Genomic DNA, 22070 nt, shown 5'->3' on the forward strand with positions numbered 1-22070 from the left:
TTTCGGCTACCGCCTGAGCCTTCAACTCATTTGACCAACGTCGAACCTCTCGCGGCGCGCCCTCCAGGCGACCCGCAACGGCTTCGATCATATGGAACGTTCTATGTTCGGACATAGGTTCAGACATAGCAATTCATACCAAGCTCATTCCCTGAGCTCACACGAATAAACCCGATCCACCGCTATCGCCAGACGGGGTCAATGCACCGCTTACGCCATAAGCAAGTCGGCGATGGAACGAATTCTCGCCGCTTATCGGGCGAGCGGACATAAACGTGCGCTGCCGATCGGCCCTGCTTTCGCCGGAGATCGCGCAACGGCGCCTTGATCCGAGTTTATGGCGGCGCTTCGCGCAGGGCGAATAACGGAAAGGCTCCAGCGGCCGCTCTCGAAGGAAACGACGACGCTGCGGGCGGTTTGCTGTCTATAGAACCACAGTGCGAAATACGCGTTTGCGATGCGGCGCAAGACTGTCGCCTTGCGGTCTATGTCAATAAAGGCAATCGCAGTCGTCACGCCCGACGAGAGATGGGATCGCTATGATCACGGTCTCCGATCGGGACACACGGGTGTGCTGCCGTGGCGCTCGCCACCGCGATGCCCGGGACGACATCGACCGCAATGCCCCTCTCTTCCAACCGGGCGATCTCCTCGCGGCCACGGCCGACAATCGCCGGATCACCGGATTTCAACCGGACAACCCGTTTGCCGGCGCGTGCCCAGGATACCATCATGTCGTCGAGATCTTCGTGCCTGCAACTTGTGCGCCCACCACGTTTGCCGACCAGCAGACGCTTGGCCTCGCGCCGGGCAAGCTCCAGCACGTCGTCGGAAACCAAATCGTCGAAAAGGATGACATCGGCCGCTTGCAAAGCACGCACCGCCTTCAGCGTCAGGTGCTCCGCGTCGCCCGGCCCGGCGCCGACGAGCGTGACGCGGCCGGTGTCGGTCCGGTTCGCCGCAAGGCGATCCATCTCCGTCACCAGCCGCATCTCGGCACCCTCCTCCGGTGTCTCCTGAAAGGCACGATCGACAAAGCGCTCCCAAAAAGCGCGGCGTGCCGCGCCGGGCTTGAGGCGCGCATTGACCTTGTCGCGGATCGCCTGCGCCAGCGACGCCCAGTCTTTGAGCACCGGCGGCAGCAGCGTCTCGATGCGACGACGGATTGCCTGGGCAAGGATGGGTGCGGCGCCATCCGTCGATATGGAGACGACGATCGGCGAGCGATTGACGATGGAGCCGAACTGGAACTGGCAATAGGCCGGTTTGTCGATGACGTTGACCGGCACGCCGGCCTTTTTGGCCGCCTCGAAGAAGGCTTGGGCATCGCTCTCAGCCTCGCAGTCGGCGATCGCAAGCGCCGCGCCGATGATCGCTTCCTTTGTCCAGGCCTCGCAGTGATGGACGAACCTGCCGCCCGGGTGAGAGGAACCGCTCTCGAGCAGGCGGCTGCAGACCTCTCCGAGTTCCTCAAACGGCGCATAGACATGCACTTCGGCGCCGCAGGCCGCCAACAGTTCCGCCTTCCAGGCAGCGGCGTCTGAGCCGCCGGCCACAACGACACGGCGGCCTTCGAGTCCAAAGAACACGGGCAGCTTCGCCAAAGGCATCATACGCGGCGGCTCGGCGCGCAGGCGCCTTTCATTCCGCGGCAACAGCAAGGCATCCATCGACGATCCCCCTGATCTCGGCGCGGCAGGAGCCGCAATTGGTTCCGGCATTCAGCGTCTGGCCGACGGCTTCAACCGTACGACAGCCGCCACGGACGGCAGCAACGATCTGGTTGACCCCGACATTGAAGCAGGAGCACACGGTTGCGCCCGGATCGGGCTTGTCCGCACCCGGCCGGCCGGCCACGAGCACGAAGCGCAGGCGCAGATCCGAGTGCGAGACGCCGAGCTGCTCGACCGCCCAGCTGCGAGCAACAGCGACAGGCTCCGGCGCCAGATAAAGTGCCAGCAGAAGCCGATCGCCGTCGAAGAATGCAAGCCGGCGAAGGCCCGACGGCCCGTCCGCGTAGCCGATCGGATCGATATGCCCAGGGAGGTCGAAGATGCGCCGGCACCAGGCGACCCAATCGTCAGGCTCAGTCTGCGTCGCCAGTTCCAACCGCCACCCTCCTTGCGCCTTGGCCAGCGCCCAATAGGTACTATCAAGCCCGTCCGGCCTTGCAGCGCTGACGGCAAATCCATAGGTGGAGGCGGAAAAACGGCGGGCGGAAACGGCAACGTTCTTGGAAGCCGGCTGCCCTGAAACAGGATCGGTGATCGGCGGCACCAAAGCGTCGATGCGCGCCTTGGCCGCGAACTGGTCGTTCCAGTGCATCGGCACGAACAGGTTGCCGCGCACCTGGCGTTCAGTAATCAGCGCCCGGACGATCGCCGTACCATAGGGGCTCACCAGCACCACGAGATCGGCAGGAGCGAGATCAAGCTCCATCGCATCGCGCGGGTGGATCTCGACGAAGGGCTCGCCGATATGGGCGGAGAGCCGTGCGCTCTTTCCCGTCCGGGTCATCGTGTGCCAGTGGTCGCGGACCCGGCCGGTGTTGAGGGTGAAAGGGAAGGCATCGCTGAGGCGACCGGCGATCTGGCTTGTGGTCGCGATGAAGCGTGCGCGACCATCCGGATGGTAGAAACCGCCGTCGGCGAAGAAGCGCGTCGTCGCGCTTGCCTTGCCCCGCGGCTGCGGCCATTGGAACGGCATCAGCGCATCATAGCCAGCACAATCGATTCCGGTGTGAGCGCCGATATCGAAATCGCGCCGACCGCCGTTCTCGAAGCCGGATAGACCGGCGTGTTCGCCAAAGATTTCTGACGGCGATGCGTAGGCAAACGCGCCGGCAAAACCCATGCGGCGACCAAGCTCGGCAAGTTGCCACCAGTCCGCCCGGGCCTCACCGGGGGCCGCCAGGAAGCTGCGCTGTCGGGAGATGCGCCGCTCGGAATTCGTAACAGTGCCATCCTTCTCGCCCCAGCCAAGCGAAGGCAACAACACATGCGCATGGCGGGTCGTATCGGTCTGCCTGATGACATCGGAGACGACGACGAAGGGACAGGCCTTGAGCGCCGCCTCGACGGCATCGGCATCCGGCATCGACACCACCGGATTGGTTGCCATGATCCAGATCGCCTTGATACGCCCGTCGGCGACCGCGCGAAACATGTCAACGGCCTTGAGTCCCGGCTTGGCGGCAAGCGACGGCGCGCCCCAGAAGCGCCGGACCTGATCGCGGTCTCCGGCCTTTTCGATGTCCATGTGCGCGGCCAGCATATTGGCAAGGCCGCCGACTTCACGGCCACCCATGGCGTTCGGCTGGCCGGTGAGCGAGAACGGCCCCATGCCCGGCCGGCCGATGCGGCCGGTCGCCAGATGGCAATTGATGATGGCATTGACCTTGTCGGTCCCGGCCACCGACTGGTTGATCCCCTGGCTGTAGGAGGTGACGACCTTTTCTGTTGTTTCGAATAGCTGGAAGAAGGCGGAAAGCTCGGCTTGATCCAGCCCCGTCGCGCGCGTCAGCCCCTCGGCGTCCAGTGCGCAAGCGGCGGTGAAAGCGTCAGCGAAACCGGTGGTGTGAGCGGAGATATAGGTCTGATCGACGGCCGGGCTCGTAGCCAGGTGCGCGAAGAGACCATTGAACAGCGCGACATCGCCGTCCGGCCGGATCGCCAGATGCAGGTCGGCGATGTCAGCGGTCATCGTGCGGCGCGGGTCGATGACGACGACCCGCATCTGCGGCCGGGCTGCCTTGGCCGCCACCAGCCGCTGATATAGGACCGGATGGCACCAGGCGAGGTTGGAGCCGGTCAGGACCACCAGATCCGCCAGCTCCAGATCCTCATAGCAGCCGGGCACAGTATCCGCCCCGAAGGCGCGGCGATGGCCGGCCACAGACGAGGACATGCACAGGCGCGAATTGGTGTCGATATTCGCCGAACCGATGAAGCCCTTCATCAGCTTGTTGGCGACATAGTAGTCTTCCGTCAGCAACTGACCGGAGACATAGAAAGCAACCGAATCCGGCCCATGTTCGGCAATCGTGCTTGAGAAGCGCTCGGCAATATGGTCGAGCGCTTCATCCCAATCCGCCCGTTCACCGGCGATCTCCGGATAGAGCAGCCGCCCGTCGAAATCGAGTGTCTCGGCAAGCGCCGCCCCCTTGGAGCAAAGCCGGCCGAAGTTGGCCGGATGATCCGGGTCGCCTTTCACACCGACGCCGCCGTCATCGCCAACCGTCGCGATCACGCCGCAGCCGACACCGCAATAGGGACAGGTGGTTTTGACTTCGGTTGCCATGGCTACTCCGCCGCGATCATCAGGCTTTCGAGTGCGATGAACAGCGAGCCGCCATCGTTGCGCACGGGGATCGTGCGCACGGCCCCCTCATCTGCGCCCAGCGCCTTGCCGGTCTCGAGCGAGATCACCCAGTTGTGTAAGGGGCAGGTGACGGCGGTGCCGTGGACGATGCCCTGCGACAAAGGACCGCCCTTGTGCGGGCAATGGTCCTCGATGGCGAAGACCTCGTTTTCGGCGGTGCGGAAGACGGCGATCTTGCCTTGAGGCGTTCGCACGCAGCGTGCGCCCCGAAGCGGAATGTCCGAGATGTCACCGATTGCATGCCAGTTTCCTTTTGCCCAGTTCATGTCCATCACCTCACTCCGCCGCTTCAGAAAATCCGACCGTCGCCATTGGCCGGAACTCGTGCTTGTCCTTGCCGGAGACACGCTCCGACCAGGGGTCGACCTGGGCAAATTTCTGGCTGAAGACGAAGCGGTCGAAGAACGCCTTGCGCCGTTCGGCATCGTCCATGATCTGGCGGCGGATCTCGTCTAGACCGATGCGCTTGGCCCACTTGTAGATGCGCTCGAGATAACGGGCCTGCTCGCGATACATCTGCGTCAGCGCGACGATATGTTCGAGAGCGTCGTCCTCGGTCCTCACCAGACCGAGAACCTCGGTGCCCTTGATGTCGAGCCCGGCGGCACCGGCGAAGTGGATCTCGAAACCGCTGTCGACGCAGATGACGCCGATATCCTTGCAGGTCGCCTCGGCGCAGTTTCTGGGACAGCCGGAGACCGCCATCTTCAGCTTGGCCGGCGTCCAGGATCCCCACATGAATTTCTCGATGCGAATGCCGAGACCGGTCGAATCCTGCGTACCGAAGCGGCACCAGTCGGAACCGACACAGGTCTTCACCGTGCGCAGGCCTTTGGCATAGGCCTGGCCAGAGACGAAGCCGGCTTTGCCGAGATCGGCCCAGACGGCAGGCAGGTCTTCCTTTTCGATGCCGAGCAGATCGATACGCTGACCGCCGGTCACCTTGACCATCGGGATCTCGAACTTGTCGACGACGTCGGCGATCGCGCGCAATTCCCCAGAGTTGGTGACGCCGCCCCACATGCGCGGGACGACGGAATAGGTGCCGTCCTTCTGGATATTGGCGTGCACACGCTCGTTGATGAAGCGCGACTGGTAGTCGTCGGCGTATTCGTCGGGCCAGTCGCAGACGAGGTAGTAGTTGAGCGCCGGGCGGCATTTGGCGCAGCCGCAGGATGTCTTCCACTCCAGCTCCTGCATCACAGCGGGAATGGTCTTCAAACCCTTGGCCTTGATCAGGCGGCGGACATCGTCGTGGCCAAGCTCGGTGCAGGTACACATCGGCTGGACGGTGGCGGGATTGTAGGCGTCGCCAAGCGTCAACGACATCACCTGCTCGACGAGCCCGGTGCAGGAACCGCAGGAGGCGGACGCCTTGGTGTGCGCGCGCACCTCGTCGAGCGACGTCAGCCCCTTGCCCGTGATCGTCGCGACGATCTTGCCCTTGCATATGCCGTTGCAGCCGCAGATTTCCGCATCATCCGGCAAGGCTGCAACGGCCGCCGTAGGGTCCAGCGGGGATCCTCCCTGATAGGCCTGGCCGAAGATCAGGGTCTCGCGCATGGCGGTGATATCTACGCCCCTCTTCATCAAATCGAAGAACCAGGAGCCGTCCGATGTCTCGCCGTAGAGGACGGCACCGATGATACGGTTTTCCCTGAGCACGAGACGCTTGTAGACGCCGGCGGTCGCATCGCGCAGGACGATCTCCTCGCGTCCCTCGCCATCGGCGAAGTCGCCGGCGGAGAAGAGGTTGATGCCGGTGACCTTCAGCTTCGTATTGGTGACCGAGCCATGATACTCCGCTTCGCCCCCGGCAAGCCGATCGGCAAGCACCCTGGCGCTCTCGTATAGTGGCGCCACCAGGCCGTAGCAGGTGCCGCGGTGCTCGGCGCATTCGCCGAGCGCATAGATCGACGCGTCCGACGTCATCATGCCGTCGTCGACGACGATGCCGCGGTTGACCGCAATACCGGCTTCCTTCGCCAGGCCCGACGCCGGACGGATGCCGACGGCCATGACGACCATCGACCCTTCGATGACCCGGCCGTCTTCGAGCTCGATGCCTTCGACCTTCGTCTCGCCGAGGATGCGTTTGGTATTGGCCTTGGTGACGATATCGATGCCGCGTTCGGTGAGCGCCTTTTCCAGGAGATAGGCGGCGGCCGGATCGAGCTGCCGCTCCATGATCGTCGGCATCAGGTGGATGACGGTAACGTCCATGCCCTGGCGCTTGAGGCCGTAGGCAGCCTCAAGACCGAGCAGACCCGCGCCGATGACGATGGCGCGGCCGCGGCCCCTGCTGCCGGCAAGCATTTTTTCGACGTCGTCGAGATCGCGATAGGCGAGCACGCCGGGTAGCTGATGGCCGGGCACCGGAATGATGAAGGGGCTGGAGCCGGTGGCGATCACCAGCTTGTCGTAGCTGGCGGTGATGCCGTTTTCCGAGGTTACCGTGCGAGCCGTACGGTCGATCTGAGCGACCTTTGCGCCCTTGTGCAAGGTGACGCCGTTTGCGGCGTACCAGGCGTCGTCATGAATGACGATGTCCGCATAGGCCTTTTCGCCTGAGAGCACCGGCGACAGCATGATACGGTCGTAGTTGACGCGCGGTTCAGCGTTGAAGATCGTGACTTCGTAACGATTAGGTGCTTTTTCGAACAGCTCTTCCAGCATCCGGCCTGGCGCCATGCCGTTGCCGATGATGACGAGTTTCTCGGGAGTTTGGTGAGCCATGGGAAATCACTCCGCAGCTTCGACGAAACGGTGGCGCTCGTAGAGGAACTTGAGCACCGCTTCGCGGCATTTGAGGTAGGTTCGGTCGGCCGCAAGCTCGATGCGCCGGCGCGGGCGGGCAAGCGGCACGTCGAGGATCTCGCCGATGCGCGCCGAAGGCCCGTTTGTCATCATGACGATGCGGTCGGAAAGCAGCACCGCCTCGTCGACATCATGAGTGATCATCAGCACCGTATTGCCGAGCTCGGCGTGGATCTGCATCACCTGGTCCTGCAGATGCGCCCGGGTCAGCGCATCGAGCGCACCGAACGGCTCGTCGAGCAACAGAACCTTCGGCTCCATCGCCAGTGCCCGGGCGATGCCGACGCGTTGCTTCATACCGCCGGAAACCTCCGACGGGCGCTTGTCGGCGGCATGCGCCATCTGCACCAGCTCGAGATTGCGCATGGTCCACTCATGGCGCTCCGCCTTGGACTTCGTCGAACCGAAGACCTTGTCGACGCCGAGGCGAACGTTTTCATAGACCGTCAGCCAGGGCAGCAGCGAATGGTTCTGGAAGACGACGGCGCGGTCCGGTCCCGGCTCGTCGGCGACGCGGCCATCGAGTAGCACCACGCCGGTCGTGGCCTGCGTCAGCCCGGCGACAATATTGAGCAGCGTCGACTTTCCGCAGCCGGAATGGCCGATGATCGAGATGAATTCGCCTTTGTCGACGGAAAGCGAGACCTGCCTCAGAACCTCCGTCCTGACACCGCCGCGTTCAAAACTCTTGTCGATAAGCTCAAGCGAGAGATAGCTCTTGGTCATGGTCTTTGCCTTTCTCACGCGGTTGCGGTGCCGCGGGTGACGACACGGCCGACGAGGGCGATGAGACGATCGAGAAGGAAGCCGACGATGCCGACGTAGATCAGCGCGACGATGATGTCGCTGATCAGCGAGGAGTTCCATGCGTCCCAGATGAAGAAGCCAATGCCGACGCCGCCGATCAGCATTTCCGCAGCAACGATGGCGAGCCACGAAAGGCCGATGCCGATGCGAAGGCCCGTGAAGATGTAAGGGGCAGCAGCCGGCAGCATGATCTTGCCGAAATACTCGAAGGCGTTGAGCCGCAGCACCTTGGCGACGTTCTGATAGTCCTGCGGAATGTTGCGGATGCCGACAGCGGTGTTGATGATGATCGGCCAGATGGCGGTGATGAAGATCACAAAGATCGCCGAGGGCGTGCCGTCCTGGAAGGCGGCAAGCGACAGCGGCAGCCAGGCGAGTGGCGGCACCGTGCGCAACACCTGGAAGATCGGATCGAGGCCGCGCATGGCAAGGGCGCTCTGGCCGACGAGTACGCCGAGCGCGATACCGACGACGGCAGCAAGCGCGTAACCGATCGCGACACGCTGCAGGCTGGCCGAGATATGCCAGAACAGACCCTGATCGACGCCCTGCCCGACATAGAACGGATGGGCGATCAGTTCCCAGCTTTCTTCGAGAACACGGGTCGGCGCCGGCAGGCTGGAGTCGGGTGCCGAACAGATCACCTGCCAGGCAACCAGGATGAAGCTGAGGGTGACCAAGAGCGGGACGAAGTTGGTCAAGGCGGTGGCGAGCGCTACCGGCAGCCGTTGACGGGCACCGGGTGTGGCGGCACGGGTAAAGGCGATGACACGGGCCGCCGGCCTTGGGGCGGCATCCTGCGGAAGCTTGAGATTGGTGACGGACATACCGTTCTCCTAAAGGTTCAAGTCGAGCGGCGGCGGAGTTCGGCGGCCGCCACGAAGGCTCAGGCGACGCGCGAGATGCTCAGGCTCTTCAGGTAAGCCTGCGGATCTGCCGGGTCGAACACCTTGCCATCGAAGAATTTTTCGACGCCGCGGGAGGTCGAGGACGGGATGTCGGAGACGCCGAGCTCCTTGGCAGCTTCGCGCCAGATGTCCTCACGATTGACCTTGGCGACGAGCGCCTTGATGTCGGTATCGGGAGCAAACTTGCCCCAGCGGATGTTCTCCGTCAGGAACCAGCTGTCATGGCTCTGGAAGGGATAGGAGGCGTGATCGCGCCAGAACTTCATGAAGTGCGGGCTGGCCTCGACGATCTTGCCGTTGCCGTAGTCGTATTCGCCCTTCAGACGGTCGACGATGTCCTTCGGCGGTACGTTGAACCAGCTGCGCTTGCCGACGATCTTCGCCAGCTCCTCCTTGTTGGCCATGTCGTCGCACCATTGTGCTGCTTCCTGAATGGCCATGGTCAGCGCCTTGGCGGCGCGCGGGTTCTTCTCCACCCAGTCGGCACGCATGGCGAAGGACTTTTCCGGATGTTCGTTCCAGATCTCGGCGGTGTTGACGGCGGTGTAGCCGATCTTCTGGTTAACGAGCTGCTCGTTCCAGGGCTCGCCGACACAGAAACAGTCCATGGTGCCGACCTTCATGTTGGCGACCATCTGCGGCGGCGGCACGACGATCGTCTCGACGTCGGAGTCCGGGTCGATGCCGCCGGCGGCCAGCCAATAGCGCAGCCACAGATCATGCGTGCCGCCCGGGAAGGTCATCGCCACCTTGGCGGCCGTTCCTTCCGCCTTCTTCCTGGCAAAGGCTTCCTTTAGCGCGGATGCGTCGAGCCCGACTTTCAGATCGGCATAGGCGCCACCGACAGAGATCGCCTGCGCATCGAGATTGAGGCGAGCGAGGATCGCCATCGGCAGCGGCTGGTTGTTCTGGGTCACCTTGCCGGTCGAGATCAGGTAGGGCATCGGCGTGAGAATGTGCGCGCCATCGATGCCGGCACCGGCCGAGCCGAGCACAAGGTTGTCGCGTGTCGTGCCCCAGGAAGCCTGTTTGACCACATCGACCTCGGTCATGCCGTATTTTTCGAAAAGACCTTTTTCCTTGGCGATGATCAGCGGAGCGGAGTCCGTGAGCGCAATGAAGCCGAGAACCGCCTTGGTGGTCTCGGGTCCGGCCGATTGTGCAAAGGCGCCGGAAGGGAAGGCCGTCTTGACAGCGCCGAAGAGGGCGGCCGTCGCTGTGGTCTTCAGCAGGCTGCGGCGGGTCAGGCCGCCGGTCGAAAACTTGATCATGCGCAGGTTCCTCTGCTGCTGCCGGCCGAAACCGGACATAAAAAAACGCCGCCTGGTGATTGCGTCCGGGATCGGGAGGAACCCTCGGAAAACAAAAACCGTGCGACGTCAGTGTCTCTGGCAAACGCGATCTGGCGTTTGAACTCGCTTCGATCGCCGTTGACCGAAGCAATTTCTTAAAAGCAAGGGCCGTGCCAGTTCGACAGGCCAGGAACTAATAGATTGATATCGAAGGATAAAAATACGATCGAGCGCAGTTGCCCATCAAAACGGCTATTGTAGAATCTGCTGAATTATTGTGCGCTGCACACAACCAGCTCGGCGACTCTGCCCAAACAAGCAGCGCCCGAACCATCAGTTGTCGGCGTCGAATGCGGCCGCGCCGCCCTGGGTACGCACAGGAAACGCCTCGACATAGGCCCTGATGGCGGCAGGGTCGAAAACATGCCCGTCCATGAAGCGATCCTCAATGGATGCGCCCGCGATCCCGATATCGGCATCCACCGGCGCCGCGCCGTCCCCGAGCGCGAGCCGGTAGAGGTCCGGACGATAGGCCGAAGCCGCAGCCGCCGTCCCTTCCGGACTTATGCCGGCCTGTCCCCAGCGCGCCATCTGGCTGTAGATCCAGAGCGCGTGACTGGGGCGGGGATAGTTGGCGAATCCGCGACGGAAGACGAAGTAGTCATCGATGACCCGGCGCTGCCCTTGAGCGTCAATGGTGAACTCACCGGAAAGCACGCGGCGGATGATTTCGACCGGGGCGCCGACATAGCGCTGGTCGGCGAGCGCTTCGGACAGGGCATCGCGATTTTGCGGGTCGTCGCACCACCGTGCCGCCGCATCCAGCGCCACGATCAATCGCGAAACGGTTTCCGGATTGGCCTCGGCCCATTCAGGGCGCATGCCGACGACCTTTTCGGGCGCCGACGGCCAGATATCCTGCTTGGCGGCGACGATACGCCCGACGCCGCGCTCGGATGCGACCATGTTCCAGGGAGCGCCGACGCAGAAACCGTCGATCACGCCGGCGGCGAGCGCGTCGGAGGTCATCGGCGGCGGCACGACCACCAGCTTGACGTCACGATCCGGATCAATGCCGCCGGCAGCCAGCCAATAGCGGAACTCGTAATTGTGCGACGAGAACGGATAGGTGACGCCCAAAGTCGGCGGCGCTTCGCCGTGTGACTTCATGCGCCCAAGTACGGCGGCAAGCGCCCGGGCATTGGCAAGCGCGTCCTCAGCGCCCCCGAGCGCTCCTTCCTCAGTCATGCGGGCATAGAGCCGGTTGGACAACGTAATGGCGTTGCCGCCGCGCCCGAGCGAGAAGGGCGTGATCGTCGGCGAAGGATTGGAACCGAGCCCAAGCATGGCCGCAACCGGCATGGGCGAAAGCATGTGGGCAATATCGAACTGGCGGAAGGCCAACCGGTCGCGGACATTAGCCCACGACACGTCCCTGACCAGGTCGAGTGTCAGACCTTCGCTGCGGGCAAAACCGAACTCGCAGGCGGCGATCAGGACCGATGCATCGACGAGTGGGATGAAGCCGGCACGAAGCGTGCGGGCGCCCTCGCTGCGCATCTTTTGCGGCGCCGGCAAACCGTGACCGGCCGAGGCTTGGCCGCTGCCGATATCGCCGAAATTGGCCATGCTGTTCACTCCACCTACTCCTTGCGACCAAGCCGATGCGCCGCGCCCGCCATCACATCAACAGGCCGGCGGCCGTCACCACGCTTTGCGCGATTTCAGACATCTTCTTCTTTTCGTTCATTGCCGTCTGCCGCAGCAGGGCAAAGGCTTCCTCTTCCGAGAGACCGCGGATCTTCATCAGGATGCCCTTGGCGCGCTCGATGACCTTGCGCTCCTCAAGCGCGGACCGTGCGTCGGCCAGCTCCCTTTGCAGGCGGCTGAAGGCGTTGAAACGACTGACGGCCATGTCCAGGATCGGCTTGACGCGCTCCTTCTTCAGACCATCGACGATATAGGCCGACACGCCCGCCTCCACCGCCGCCTCGATCGAAGCGGTGTCGGAGCGATCCACGAACATCGCGATCGGCCGCCCGACCGTGCGCGTCAGTTGGAAGAGATGCTCCATCATGTCGCGATTTGGGTTTTCGATATCGATGACGATGACATCGGGCCTGAGACTGTCGATGATGCGTGCGACGCCCTGCACCTCGTGAATGACCGTGACCTTGCGATGCCCGGCCTCGTGCAATCCTTCCTCGATGATCGAGGCACGAATGGCGTTCTCGTCAATGACGAGAATGGTGAGGTCGCGGTTTGTCATGAGGCGATCATGATGCAGCGCAGCAATTTTCGCAACAGAATTGCCTATTTTCTTAACAAATCTCTCATTGCCTATTTTTTAATCTACACGGTGACGCCGGAACTTTCCCCAGGCATTGCTTTCTGCTCCGAAGCGGTCGGCACGGCGAAGCTTCAAGTCTGTAAAATCAGGCAGGATGCGCACAGCGCATTCTACGACCGATTGGCCGCTCGACAGTCGGCGTAGCGGCGAGACGTCATGCAATTGCTGCCAAGTCCGATCTGCGCCGATATGATGCACGCCGGGCGTAGGTCAGAACTGCAAGAGTTACCCAAAGCAATCTCGAGCACGGAGTGTCGGAATCTCGCTTAGTCAATCGTCTTCAAGACAGGCAAGCTATGGAGAACAGCGATGACGATCACCACCATTACGGCCTTTGAACAGTCGCCCGATCGCGGCAAGGGGCTGGCGCGTGACATGCGCGTTCGTTGGGCGCTCGAAGAAGTGGGCCAACCTTATGACGTTCGTCTTGTTTCGTTCAAGACGATGAAGGAACCCGCGCATGTCGCGCTTCAGCCGTTCGGACAGATCCCGACCTATGAAGAAGGCGATCTCGCCCTGTTCGAGTCCGGGTCCATCGTGCTCCATATCGCAGAGCGCCGTTCGGGCCTGCTGCCACGCGACGCGAACGCCCGGGCGCGCGCGATCACCTGGATGTTTGCGGCGCTCAACACCATCGAGCCGCCGATCGTGGATCGCGAAGTCGCCAGGTATCTGGAGGGCGACGAGACCTGGTACGAGCAGCGGATGTCTGCCGTCGAGGGCCGCATCCGTAAACGGCTGAGCGAACTTTCCGGGAGACTTGGCAACGCCGACTGGCTCGACGGCGAGTTCAGCGCCGGCGACCTTCTCATGGTGACGGTGCTGCGCAGGCTGGCCGGATCAGGCATATTGAACGAATATCCGAACCTCGCCGCCTATATCACCCGCGGTGAAGCGCGGCCCGCCTACCAGCGCGCTTTTGACGCTCAATTGGCGGTCTTCACCTCAGCATCAACATGACGCGAGCATCCTCGCGACCGTCCGCCCCGCCGGAGGTCGACCACAGCGACACCGGTGCCTTCGAAACTCCTGATGACGCGGTTCACGACAACCATCGCGGATCAGCGCGGCAGCCCCATTGCGCCGCTCGGGCATGTGCAGGTGCTCGCAACGCGTTGCAACCGCATCGTCTGCCGGCAGGATACAGCCCGCCAATTGCGGGCGCACATGAGCCAAGCTCAGGGTCCTTTGCGGCGTCCAATCGCCAACTCCTACCCACGCTAAACTTGCATGCTTGGCTGTCCATAATCGAGCAGATGGACGGCGTTCTTGAGGCTCCCGTCGTCAAGCGCCGTCTGCCGCCACTCTAGCAAGAGTCAGGATTTTCGCAGCATTGGGAACACCATTCCAAATGTAATCACAGCGATCGCAATGAACTGGGGAATGGTCAGCACTTCCCCGAGCACCACCATACCGATCACGGCCGTCGTCAATGGAATGCACGGCATGAACAGCGAAGCCTGTCGTGGCCCGAGTTGATGAACTGTATACGTGTAGAGAACGATCGCAACCGCACCGGCAAGGAAGCCCTGGATCACGAACTGCGTGGCGATCTCGGCTAGGGATGCGGCTGCCAGGCCACTCGGCGTCACAGTGTACAACAAGGGCAGAGGCAAAAAGGAGATGAGGACAACGGCAATCGTCGCCGTCACCGCATCGGCTGACCAGAGCCTCACCAGCACCGCATAGGCCGCGAACATGATTCCCGACCCCGCAAAGAGCAGATCGCCGCGCAGGGTGTCGCCTGTATCTACGCCTGCGGGGGAAACGAACAACAGCAGTCCGCCGATGATCGCGATAATGCCGATGATGCGCGCGCGAGAAACCTTGTCCTTGAACACGAGGCGAGAGAGCAGGAAGGAGAAGAAGACGATGGAAGCGGGAGACAGGGCCGCAGCATGGGCGGCCGGCGCGTGGGCGAGCCCCTGATTGATGATCATGGTATAGGGCAACCCCGCAAGCAGGGCCAGCAGACCCGCTTTGCACCAACCGAGATCCCTCAACTTTGCCGTGCCGGTCTTCCATAGCACCGGAAGGAAGACGAAAAGGGCGCCGGAAAATCGCAGGCCGACGATATCGGCGGCTGTCAGATGTTCGCGCAAGCTGAAGCGGGCGGCAACGAATTGCAAGGTGGTAATCCCGATGAACGCCACCCCCGCCAGGATCGCCATCCTTTTGCTGCCGTCAATCTCTGCAAAAATCGCAACACGCACGCTTGCCTCCGGGACGGCGGTGGACCCAGCCTGACCATTGGCAGGGGGTCGAAAGCTTCAGACCGCAACGACCACATCGTATTGCCTAAACGTGCGTGTCGGGATATATTGATTTCGTGTTTGTGAAGTGAATATCACTCTATACTGGATCAAACTGCGTGAAGAACGAAGTCGCAGGACTCGACGCAATCGACCGTAACCTGCTGAGGCTGCTGCAGGAAGACGGGCGCTGTACGACGCTCGAATTGGCGAACCGGGTCGGCCTGTCCCCCACCGGGGCGAGCCAGCGCGTCAAACGTCTGTTTCGGGAGGGTTATGTTAAGGCCGTCAGGGCGATCCTCGATCCGCAGAAGGTTGGCCGAGGAACGGTGGTTTTCATTCAGGTCCGCCTCGATCACACTGCTCCGCATATTTTCGAGCGCTTTTCCGAAGCGATCTCGAATGCATCGGAAGTTCTGGAATGCCACATGGTCATCGGCGGCTTCGACTATCTCGTCAAAGCAAGAATTGCCGACATGTCGATGTTTCAGGACTTTCTGGAGCGCGTGATCCTGCCTTTGCCCGGTGTAAGGGAGACCCATACCTACGCATCCGTGGCAGACGTAAAGCCCGACGCCCTGCTGCCAATATGAGGCATCGTGGCCCCAAAGACCGCTCGAAAACTCTCCGCTGATCAATCCCTTTTCGAAAGATAGTGGCGCAGCCTGATTTTCATGTGCTCGATGACGGCTGGTGAGCAAGGAACCCGCCGATCGAAATGATTTCTCGTTGTTGGCCGTCGTTGCCGAACATGATCTCCCGAGATCATCCTCTAGTCTTGCAACATAGAAACAGGCTTCCAGGCGACGGCATCTTGGTAACCGCTCCGATGGCCCATCTCGCCCCCGACTGCCTGTCTCAGGGCTAGCTTATTTCTTCAGGAATAAAGCCGCCGGTCTGGCGTTTCCACAGACGGGCAAACAGGCCGTCCTGTTCAACCAGTTCTTCGGGCCTGCCTTCTTCCACGATGCGCCCCTGATCGAGCACGATTATCCGATCCATCATGGCGATGGTCGAAAGGCGATGTGCTATGGCAATCACCGTCTTTCCCTCCATCACCAGGTTGAGTTTTTCCTGGATGGCAGCCTCGGATTCGCTGTCGAGGGCGGAGGTCGCTTCGTCCAGCACAAGGATCGGCGCATCCTTCAGCAGAACGCGGGCGATCGCCACGCGCTGCCGTTGACCGCCCGAGAGCTTGATGCCGCGGTCGCCGACGAAGGCGCCATAGCCCTTACGGCCTTCGCCATCAGCAAGATCGGTGATGAACACGTCGGCCTTCGCCGTCTTGGCCGCCTCTTCGATCTCTTCCTGCGTCGCTTCCGGCCGGCCGTAACGAATATTGTCGCCGACCGACCGGTGCAGCAGCGCTACGTCTTGCGCGATGACGCCGATATTGCGGCGAAGACTTGCCTGCGTGACATCGCGGATGTCCTGCCTGTCGATCAGGATCGCACCTTCCCCGATGTCGTAGAAGCGCAGCAGCAGGCTCACCAGCGTGGTCTTGCCGGCGCCGGAAAGGCCGACCAGCCCCACCTTCTCCCCGGGCCGCACCGTCAGCGATAGATTGGCGATGACGGGCTTCCCGGACTTGTATGCGAAACAGACGTCTTGGAAACGAATCTCGCCGCTGTTGACCACGAGATTCGTCGCTTCAGGCCGGTCTGTGATGGTCGGTGGCGTGGTCATCACGGGCATCGCATCCTTGATCGTTCCGATCGCCTGGAAGATCTGTTGGCCCATCTGCAAGAAGGTGAAGGTGTGACCGGACAGCCGTTGGAGGATATAGACCGCCCCGACGAACTGGCCGACCGTGAGAAAGTCGTTGACGAGGCCCGAAAACCCAATCGAAAGCATCGCCAGCCAGAGTGCCATGTTAAGCGCCACAACGGTCAGTTCTGACGTGCGATAGATGCGCTGTTCCCTGTGCTGCGTCTGTATGGTCTTCTGAATGATGCGACGGATAGCGCCAGCCTCGCTGTCTTCGGCAGCGAATTGCTTGATCATTTGCATGTTGGTGTAAAGGTCGGTAATGGCGCCGGCCATCAAGCTGCGCTGCTTGGCGGTGCTGCGCGAGCGTTCGACGAAGATCGGCGCCATCTTGATGGCGAGCGCCACGTTGAGCGCGATCCATACGATGACCGGCAAAGCGAGCTGCCAAGACAGGCTGCTCAGCAAGATGACGGAGCCGACCATCTGCAACAGGAAACGCGGAATGGTCTGGAAGGCCGCAATGATCTGCTGCTGAACGGCCGATGATACCTGTGATAGGCGCGAAGCGACCTGTCCGGCAAAAAGGTCGTGGAAAAACGCCAAGTCCTGCCGCTCGACCGCCTTGTGACCCTGCCATTGGATAGCGGCCGGCATGCCGACGCCGAGCGTATGCGAGTTGAGTGTGTTCAATAGAAACGAGGCGACCGGCATGGCCGGAAAGATCAGCAGCCCGAGAAAAGTCAGAAGGGGCCATTCGCTGTGCAAGAAGGCGGATGCACCCTGCTGCGATACGCCATCGACGATGACAGAAAGCCCCCAGACGATGGTGAGGTTGATGGCTTCGATCGCCATGGAGGAAAGCGCGAGCGCGATCAGCACACCACGGAACATCGATATGAAATGCAGAAGGACAGTCACCGGCCCCTTGGACGACAGCGGCCGGTAAGGAATATCCAGCGGCCGGATCAGGGTTTCGAACGGACGGTAGATCGCATCTGAAATCGACATGGGCCACTCGGTCAAATATCGGAAGGGGGAAGAGAAGGTCAGCGACGCAGATCGCAGATTATCACGCTCCTCCTGCAATCCTAATTAGAACATTTTGGCAAAATCCGGAAAGTTTGCAACTATTGGGAGGGAGCGAAGACCTCGGACATCAGTTCCCAGCCTTCAGGAAATATCGACGCCAAAATAATCGGCGATCTTGTTGCCCGGCGTCTTTGCCACGTCCCCGACTGGCATTGTGCCGTTTTGCCGCCTCGGTCGTTTTTCTGGAGCCTGTGGCCGCCGCTAGCAACGGGCGCACCAGGCGTCGGCAGCAATGAAGCCCGTGCTCGTTCGCGCGCGGTTTGGCCGGTTCACCTCAGAAGGTTCAGAATAGCGACGCCGGGGGCCGGGAAGACCACCCCGCGAGCCGCTCCAGTTGATCGAGGCCTTGTCGACATTGTCTGTCGGAAGTCCGACGTCACTGAGGTGCGACAAACACGAGCCGCTGAATGGCTGCGACGCACGGTTGGCCGCAAAGCGACAGCGGGCATATGTGCTCGCCACCGCACCCATGGCATCGGATCGTACCATCTTTCTCAGGCATCCCAGTATTCCGGCAAATCACCAGAGCGCTGGGATGCCATTCTCTTGAAGCTGAGGCGTCGGAAATTACGCGGCAGCCTCTCGCTTGGGCAGCACCCAATTCGCTCGCGGAAAGTGGCAGGTGTAGCCGTTGGGATAGCGCTCCAGGTAGTCCTGGTGCTCCGGCTCCGCTTCCCAGAAATCTCCAACCGGCTCGACTGACGTCACGGCTTTTCCTGGCCAAAGGCCCGACGCATCCACGTCCGCGATCGTATCTTCGGCTATTCGTCTTTGCTCATCGCCAAGAACGTAGATCGCAGATCGGTAGGAGCTGCCGATGTCGTTGCCCTGCCGGTCGACCGTGCTAGGGTCGTGAATCTGGAAGAAGTACTCCAGAATCCGGCGATAGCTGATCGTCTCGGGATCAAACACGATCTCGATGGCCTCGGCGTGGGTGCCGTGGTTGCGGTAGGTCGCATTCGGCACGTCGCCGCCGGTATAGCCCACACGGGTCTTGATGACGCCGGGCAACGCGCGGATTAGGTCCTGCATGCCCCAGAAACAGCCACCGGCCAAAACAGCTTTCTCGGTCATTTGAAAGTCTCCACTTGGTTGAGATAGGCACCATAGCCTTCGGCCTGCATTTCGCTGAGCGGAATGAACCGCAGCGCCGCGGAGTTGATGCAATAACGCAGCCCGCCCTGGTCAGCCGGACCGTCCGTGAACACGTGGCCGAGGTGACTGTCGGCATGAGCTGAGCGCACTTCGGTGCGGATCATGCCATGAGTACCATCAGACAATTCGCGTACGTTTGCGTGTACGATCGGCTTCGTAAAACTCGGCCAGCCGCAACCGGAATCAAACTTGTCGGCAGAGGCAAACAGCGGTTCGCCGGAAACGATGTCGACGTAGATGCCCGGTTCCTTGTTGTCATTGTACGACCCGGTAAAGGGTCGTTCAGTCGCATTTTTCTGGGTCACTTGGTACTGAATCGACGTCAGCCTGGCGATCGCGTCGTCGGTCTTTGTGTACTTCACAGCCATTACTCCTATTGGACTTGCTGGCAGAATATGGCGCTGGGTCGGCGATTTTCCCAATAGAGGGCGTGCATAGATTCAATAGCGATGTCATCGGGCGCTCAGGCCCAATCGTGACGGGCTGCCATCTGTGCGATCTTGCGCATTTCAAGTGGAGTGCCAGAACCGGAAACGGATGCCAATACCACCTCTCGCTCCAATGACATGCCTTCGATCGCGCGGGTTGCTATCCCCTCAACGACGACCGAACGCTCGGGCATGATGCAGATCGCGCGACCCTCCGCCACCAGTTGCTGGACCCAGTCCTCACGATCGGCACTGAAACGCGGTTGCATCACCGCATTGTGGTTCATCAGGTGCTCTGTGATCTGGGTATGGAACTCGCAGGCGAGCCGGTCGACATAAGGATACGAGGCGATGGCCTTGACGCTGACGACGTCATTTTCGGCGAGCGGATGCCCTTCAGCGCAGGCGAGTAGAAATCGTTCACGAAACAGCGGCACGATGTTGAGCTTAGGGTTGAAACGTGGCGCTTCTGGAAGGATGCAGGCGTGATACTTGCCCGAGAGCACCTCGGGCGCTCCCTCGCCGGCCGACAACTGATGCATATTGAGGTTTACGGCGGGCAGTTGGCTGAGCACGTCGTCAAAGAATGCCGTGAACGTGGCGGGGCCGATCGTCGGGGCAACGGCAATGTCGAGAATACGGCGGCGGCCGTGAACCGTGCTTTCTGAATGTTCGCGCACGTTTCGTAGAGCGAGTTCCACCCGCATGAATTCAGCTTGGACGTCGCGACCGAGCGCCGTCAGTCGGCTGTCCTTGCCATCGCGATAGATCAGTGGACTGCCCAGTTCCTCTTCCAGGCGCTGAATTGCGCGAGTCAAGCTCGGTTGCGACACACCGCTTCGCCGCGCGGCTTCTGTGAAGTTCAACGTTTCAGCCAGATTGAGGAAGTACGTGACCTGATTGATATCCATGTCTGACGTTCCACGTTAGTTGCCTGGATGCCGTCGCAAGACCGGCGCGCGTGCATTCTGCCGAGCGCGCAGCTTGCCGCAACCCTGCGCTCAGGTGAAGAGGACGAGCAGGATGGATTGGAACGAATCCTGTAGCCGGTCGTCGCTGCTCATATAGACTGCGCACTTCCCAGCAGCGAAGGAGCATTCCTATGGCTTTCAGTTCGCAACGGCTTCAATTTGCCGGCCATTCCGGAGCAACTCTTGCCGCCCGCCTCGACTTTCCCAGTGGGCCTCTGCGCGCCTACGCTCTGTTTGCCCATTGTTTCACCTGTTCCAAGGACCTGGCGTCGGCGCGCCGGATCGCAGCGGAACTGGCGCGGGAGGGTATCGCTGTCCTGCGTTTCGACTTCACGGGATTGGGATCGAGCGAAGGCGAATTCGCATCGACGAATTTCTCCTCGAATGTTGCCGACCTTGTCTCGGCGGCCGACTATTTACGTCATCACTTCCAGGCGCCCTCGTTGCTCGTCGGTCATTCGCTCGGCGGCGCCGCGGTGCTCGCAGCGGCCAAGGACATTCCTGAAGTCCGCGCGGTTGCAACGATTGGCGCACCGGCCGATGTCGGACACGTGTTGAAGAACTTGGGAGCGAGCCTCAAGGAGATCGAGATGTCCGGTTCGGCGGAAGTGGATCTCGCCGGACGCAAGTTTCTCGTCAAAATGCAATTTGTCGAGGATGCGCGTGCGCACCGCATCAAGGACGCCGTCGCGTCCCTGAAAAAGCCGCTGCTTGTTTTGCACGGCCCCTTGGACGAAACTGTCGGCATCGAGAACGCTACCGAAATCTTCGGCGCAGCCAAGCATCCCAAAAGCTTCGTATCGCTGGACAAGGCAGATCACCTTCTCACCGACCTTGAGGATGCAGCCTTTGCCGGACGCATCATTTCAGGATGGATGACGCGCTATCTCGCTGCCGATGCGCCCCAAGGTGCGGAGCCAATAGAGCATGTCCGGGTGACGGAGACAGGTGACGGCAAATTTCAGAACACGGTCCAGGCCGGTCGCCATCGTCTTTTCGCCGATGAACCCAAGGCCGTGGACGGGCTCGATTCCGGTCCGTCACCCTATGACTTCCTGTCCATTGCGCTCGGCGCCTGCACGTCGATGACGCTACGCCAATACGCCGATTATAAGAAGCTGCCGCTCGGACGCATCGGCGTAGATGTCTCGCATACGAAGATCCATGCCAGGGATTGTGTGGAATGCACGGAATCTGAGCGCAGCACTGGCGGCAGGATTGATCGCTTCGAACGCGTCATATCAATCGACGGCGAGGTCTCAGAGGAGCTTCGAGGCAAGATCGCTGAAATCGCCGACAAATGCCCGGTCCATCGTACGCTGGAGGGTGTCGCAAGGATAGAAACGGTCGTGAAAGCGCCGTTGCGATAACCGCTCTCGATAGAGGCGCCGCCGCAATCCGCCTGCGCGGATACAAATGATTACAGAAACGCCCCTAGGCAGACATATCCGGTATACGCGATCGCAGGAAGATGGGTTCGTTGGCATCAGATACAAACGCTTGAGAAATCAAGGTTACGTCTACATGCGCAACGAATACCAGTGTTCCAGGTGCGTTATCGATCTGTATCAAGGCGTCGAGACTTGCCTGCGGGCCATGTGGTTTGGCGGTAAATGGTCGGGGCAAGCAGCACCTGGAACACTGGCCGCGGATTGGGCGCCAATATCAAAGCAAGGCACGTGAAATGTCCGGCATCATCAATCTTTTCCTTGCCTTCTGCGTCGCCGCAGCGGCCTCCCTGTTTTACTCGGGCGATTTCAAGAGGGCACCGTTCGTGCCAATCAGTCGGTCCAGTGCCGGTCTCCTCGCCACAACTGAGGCACACGGAACGCTCGCTCCGCCTTTTCATTTCGAGGATCTCGATGAGGAGTTCTCACCCAGAACCCCGCGCCTCTAGCTGACAAGCACCGG

The 22070-nt window shown here is 61.3% G+C and carries 18 protein-coding genes and 1 pseudogene; 5 read left to right on the forward strand and 14 right to left on the reverse strand.

What is annotated here, in order from left to right; genetic code table 11:
* Window positions 1-527: 527 nt before the first annotated feature.
* The 9 genes and pseudogenes from cysG to ABIE33_RS33190 form a co-directional block, all read right to left on the reverse strand.
* Window positions 528-1670 (reverse strand): annotated as a pseudogene (gene cysG, locus ABIE33_RS33150) (siroheme synthase CysG); the annotation flags it as partial.
* Entirely contained in the window at window positions 1642-4299 is a 2658-nt protein-coding gene (locus ABIE33_RS33155) for a molybdopterin-dependent oxidoreductase (protein WP_429132970.1), read from the reverse strand. The pseudogene cysG and the gene ABIE33_RS33155, both read right to left, overlap by 29 nt.
* A 2-nt stretch (window positions 4300-4301) precedes the next feature.
* Window positions 4302-4652 carry a nitrite reductase small subunit NirD gene (gene nirD, locus ABIE33_RS33160; protein ID WP_429132971.1) on the reverse strand — a complete coding sequence of 117 codons (351 nt, stop codon included), beginning with the start codon at window positions 4650-4652 and terminating at the stop codon, window positions 4302-4304.
* Between the two features lie 4 nt (window positions 4653-4656).
* Window positions 4657-7116 carry a nitrite reductase large subunit NirB gene (gene nirB, locus ABIE33_RS33165; RefSeq protein WP_429132972.1) on the reverse strand — a complete coding sequence of 820 codons (2460 nt, stop codon included), beginning with the start codon at window positions 7114-7116 and terminating at the stop codon, window positions 4657-4659.
* Window positions 7117-7122: 6 nt separating this feature from the next.
* Window positions 7123-7923: an ABC transporter ATP-binding protein gene (locus tag ABIE33_RS33170; protein WP_429132973.1), complete on the reverse strand. Its 801-nt coding sequence runs from the start codon at window positions 7921-7923 to the stop codon at window positions 7123-7125.
* Window positions 7924-7937: 14 nt separating this feature from the next.
* Window positions 7938-8831, reverse strand: coding sequence for a nitrate ABC transporter permease (ntrB, locus tag ABIE33_RS33175; protein ID WP_429132975.1), 894 nt, complete (start codon window positions 8829-8831; stop codon window positions 7938-7940).
* 59 nt (window positions 8832-8890) lie between these two features.
* Window positions 8891-10183, reverse strand: a complete 1293-nt coding sequence (locus ABIE33_RS33180; protein ID WP_429132977.1) for a CmpA/NrtA family ABC transporter substrate-binding protein — start codon at window positions 10181-10183, stop codon at window positions 8891-8893.
* 354 nt (window positions 10184-10537) lie between these two features.
* Window positions 10538-11764, reverse strand: a complete 1227-nt coding sequence (locus ABIE33_RS33185; RefSeq protein ID WP_429133030.1) for a CmpA/NrtA family ABC transporter substrate-binding protein — start codon at window positions 11762-11764, stop codon at window positions 10538-10540.
* A gap of 121 nt (window positions 11765-11885) precedes the next feature.
* Window positions 11886-12473 carry an ANTAR domain-containing response regulator gene (locus tag ABIE33_RS33190; RefSeq protein ID WP_429132979.1) on the reverse strand — a complete coding sequence of 196 codons (588 nt, stop codon included), beginning with the start codon at window positions 12471-12473 and terminating at the stop codon, window positions 11886-11888.
* A 9-nt stretch (window positions 12474-12482) separates the two neighbouring features.
* On the opposite strand from ABIE33_RS33190, the gene ABIE33_RS33195 reads away from it, so the two are divergent.
* Window positions 12483-12698 carry a hypothetical protein gene (locus ABIE33_RS33195; RefSeq protein ID WP_429132981.1) on the forward strand — a complete coding sequence of 72 codons (216 nt, stop codon included), beginning with the start codon at window positions 12483-12485 and terminating at the stop codon, window positions 12696-12698.
* Window positions 12699-12863: 165 nt separating this feature from the next.
* Window positions 12864-13514: a glutathione S-transferase family protein gene (locus ABIE33_RS33200; RefSeq protein ID WP_429132983.1), complete on the forward strand. Its 651-nt coding sequence runs from the start codon at window positions 12864-12866 to the stop codon at window positions 13512-13514.
* A gap of 356 nt (window positions 13515-13870) precedes the next feature.
* Here ABIE33_RS33200 and ABIE33_RS33205 read toward each other — a convergent pair whose 3' ends face one another.
* A complete protein-coding gene (locus ABIE33_RS33205; RefSeq protein WP_429132985.1) occupies window positions 13871-14767 on the reverse strand; it encodes a DMT family transporter in 897 nt (298 codons plus the stop codon).
* A 158-nt stretch (window positions 14768-14925) separates the two neighbouring features.
* On the opposite strand from ABIE33_RS33205, the gene ABIE33_RS33210 reads away from it, so the two are divergent.
* A complete protein-coding gene (locus tag ABIE33_RS33210) occupies window positions 14926-15399 on the forward strand; it encodes an Lrp/AsnC ligand binding domain-containing protein (RefSeq protein WP_429132987.1) in 474 nt (157 codons plus the stop codon).
* A 271-nt stretch (window positions 15400-15670) separates the two neighbouring features.
* On the opposite strand, the gene ABIE33_RS33215 is transcribed toward ABIE33_RS33210, so the two are convergent.
* The 4 genes from ABIE33_RS33215 to ABIE33_RS33230 form a co-directional block, all read right to left on the reverse strand.
* Window positions 15671-17524, reverse strand: a complete 1854-nt coding sequence (locus ABIE33_RS33215; RefSeq protein ID WP_429132989.1) for an ABC transporter ATP-binding protein — start codon at window positions 17522-17524, stop codon at window positions 15671-15673.
* Between the two features lie 648 nt (window positions 17525-18172).
* The gene (gene msrA / locus ABIE33_RS33220; protein WP_429132991.1) at window positions 18173-18679 is read right to left on the reverse strand and encodes a peptide-methionine (S)-S-oxide reductase MsrA; all 507 of its coding nucleotides are present in this window, start codon (window positions 18677-18679) and stop codon (window positions 18173-18175) included.
* A complete protein-coding gene (msrB, locus tag ABIE33_RS33225) occupies window positions 18676-19122 on the reverse strand; it encodes a peptide-methionine (R)-S-oxide reductase MsrB (protein WP_429132993.1) in 447 nt (148 codons plus the stop codon). Before msrB ends, msrA begins: the two co-directional genes overlap by 4 nt.
* Before the next feature lie 101 nt (window positions 19123-19223).
* Window positions 19224-20099 (reverse strand): LysR family transcriptional regulator, encoded by an 876-nt coding sequence (locus ABIE33_RS33230; RefSeq protein WP_429132994.1) that lies wholly within the window; start codon window positions 20097-20099, stop codon window positions 19224-19226.
* Window positions 20100-20290: 191 nt separating this feature from the next.
* Here ABIE33_RS33230 and ABIE33_RS33235 point away from each other — a divergent pair, with 191 nt between their 5' ends.
* Complete coding sequence (locus tag ABIE33_RS33235) at window positions 20291-21529, forward strand: bifunctional alpha/beta hydrolase/OsmC family protein (RefSeq protein ID WP_429132995.1); 1239 nt, start codon at window positions 20291-20293, stop codon at window positions 21527-21529.
* 314 nt (window positions 21530-21843) lie between these two features.
* Entirely contained in the window at window positions 21844-22056 is a 213-nt protein-coding gene (locus tag ABIE33_RS33240; RefSeq protein ID WP_025430185.1) for a hypothetical protein, read from the forward strand.
* Window positions 22057-22070: the final 14 nt, after the last annotated feature.

This window comes from Ensifer sp. 4252 (assembly GCF_050434565.1).
In the GTDB taxonomy this organism is placed as follows: Bacteria; Pseudomonadota; Alphaproteobacteria; order Rhizobiales; family Rhizobiaceae; genus Ensifer.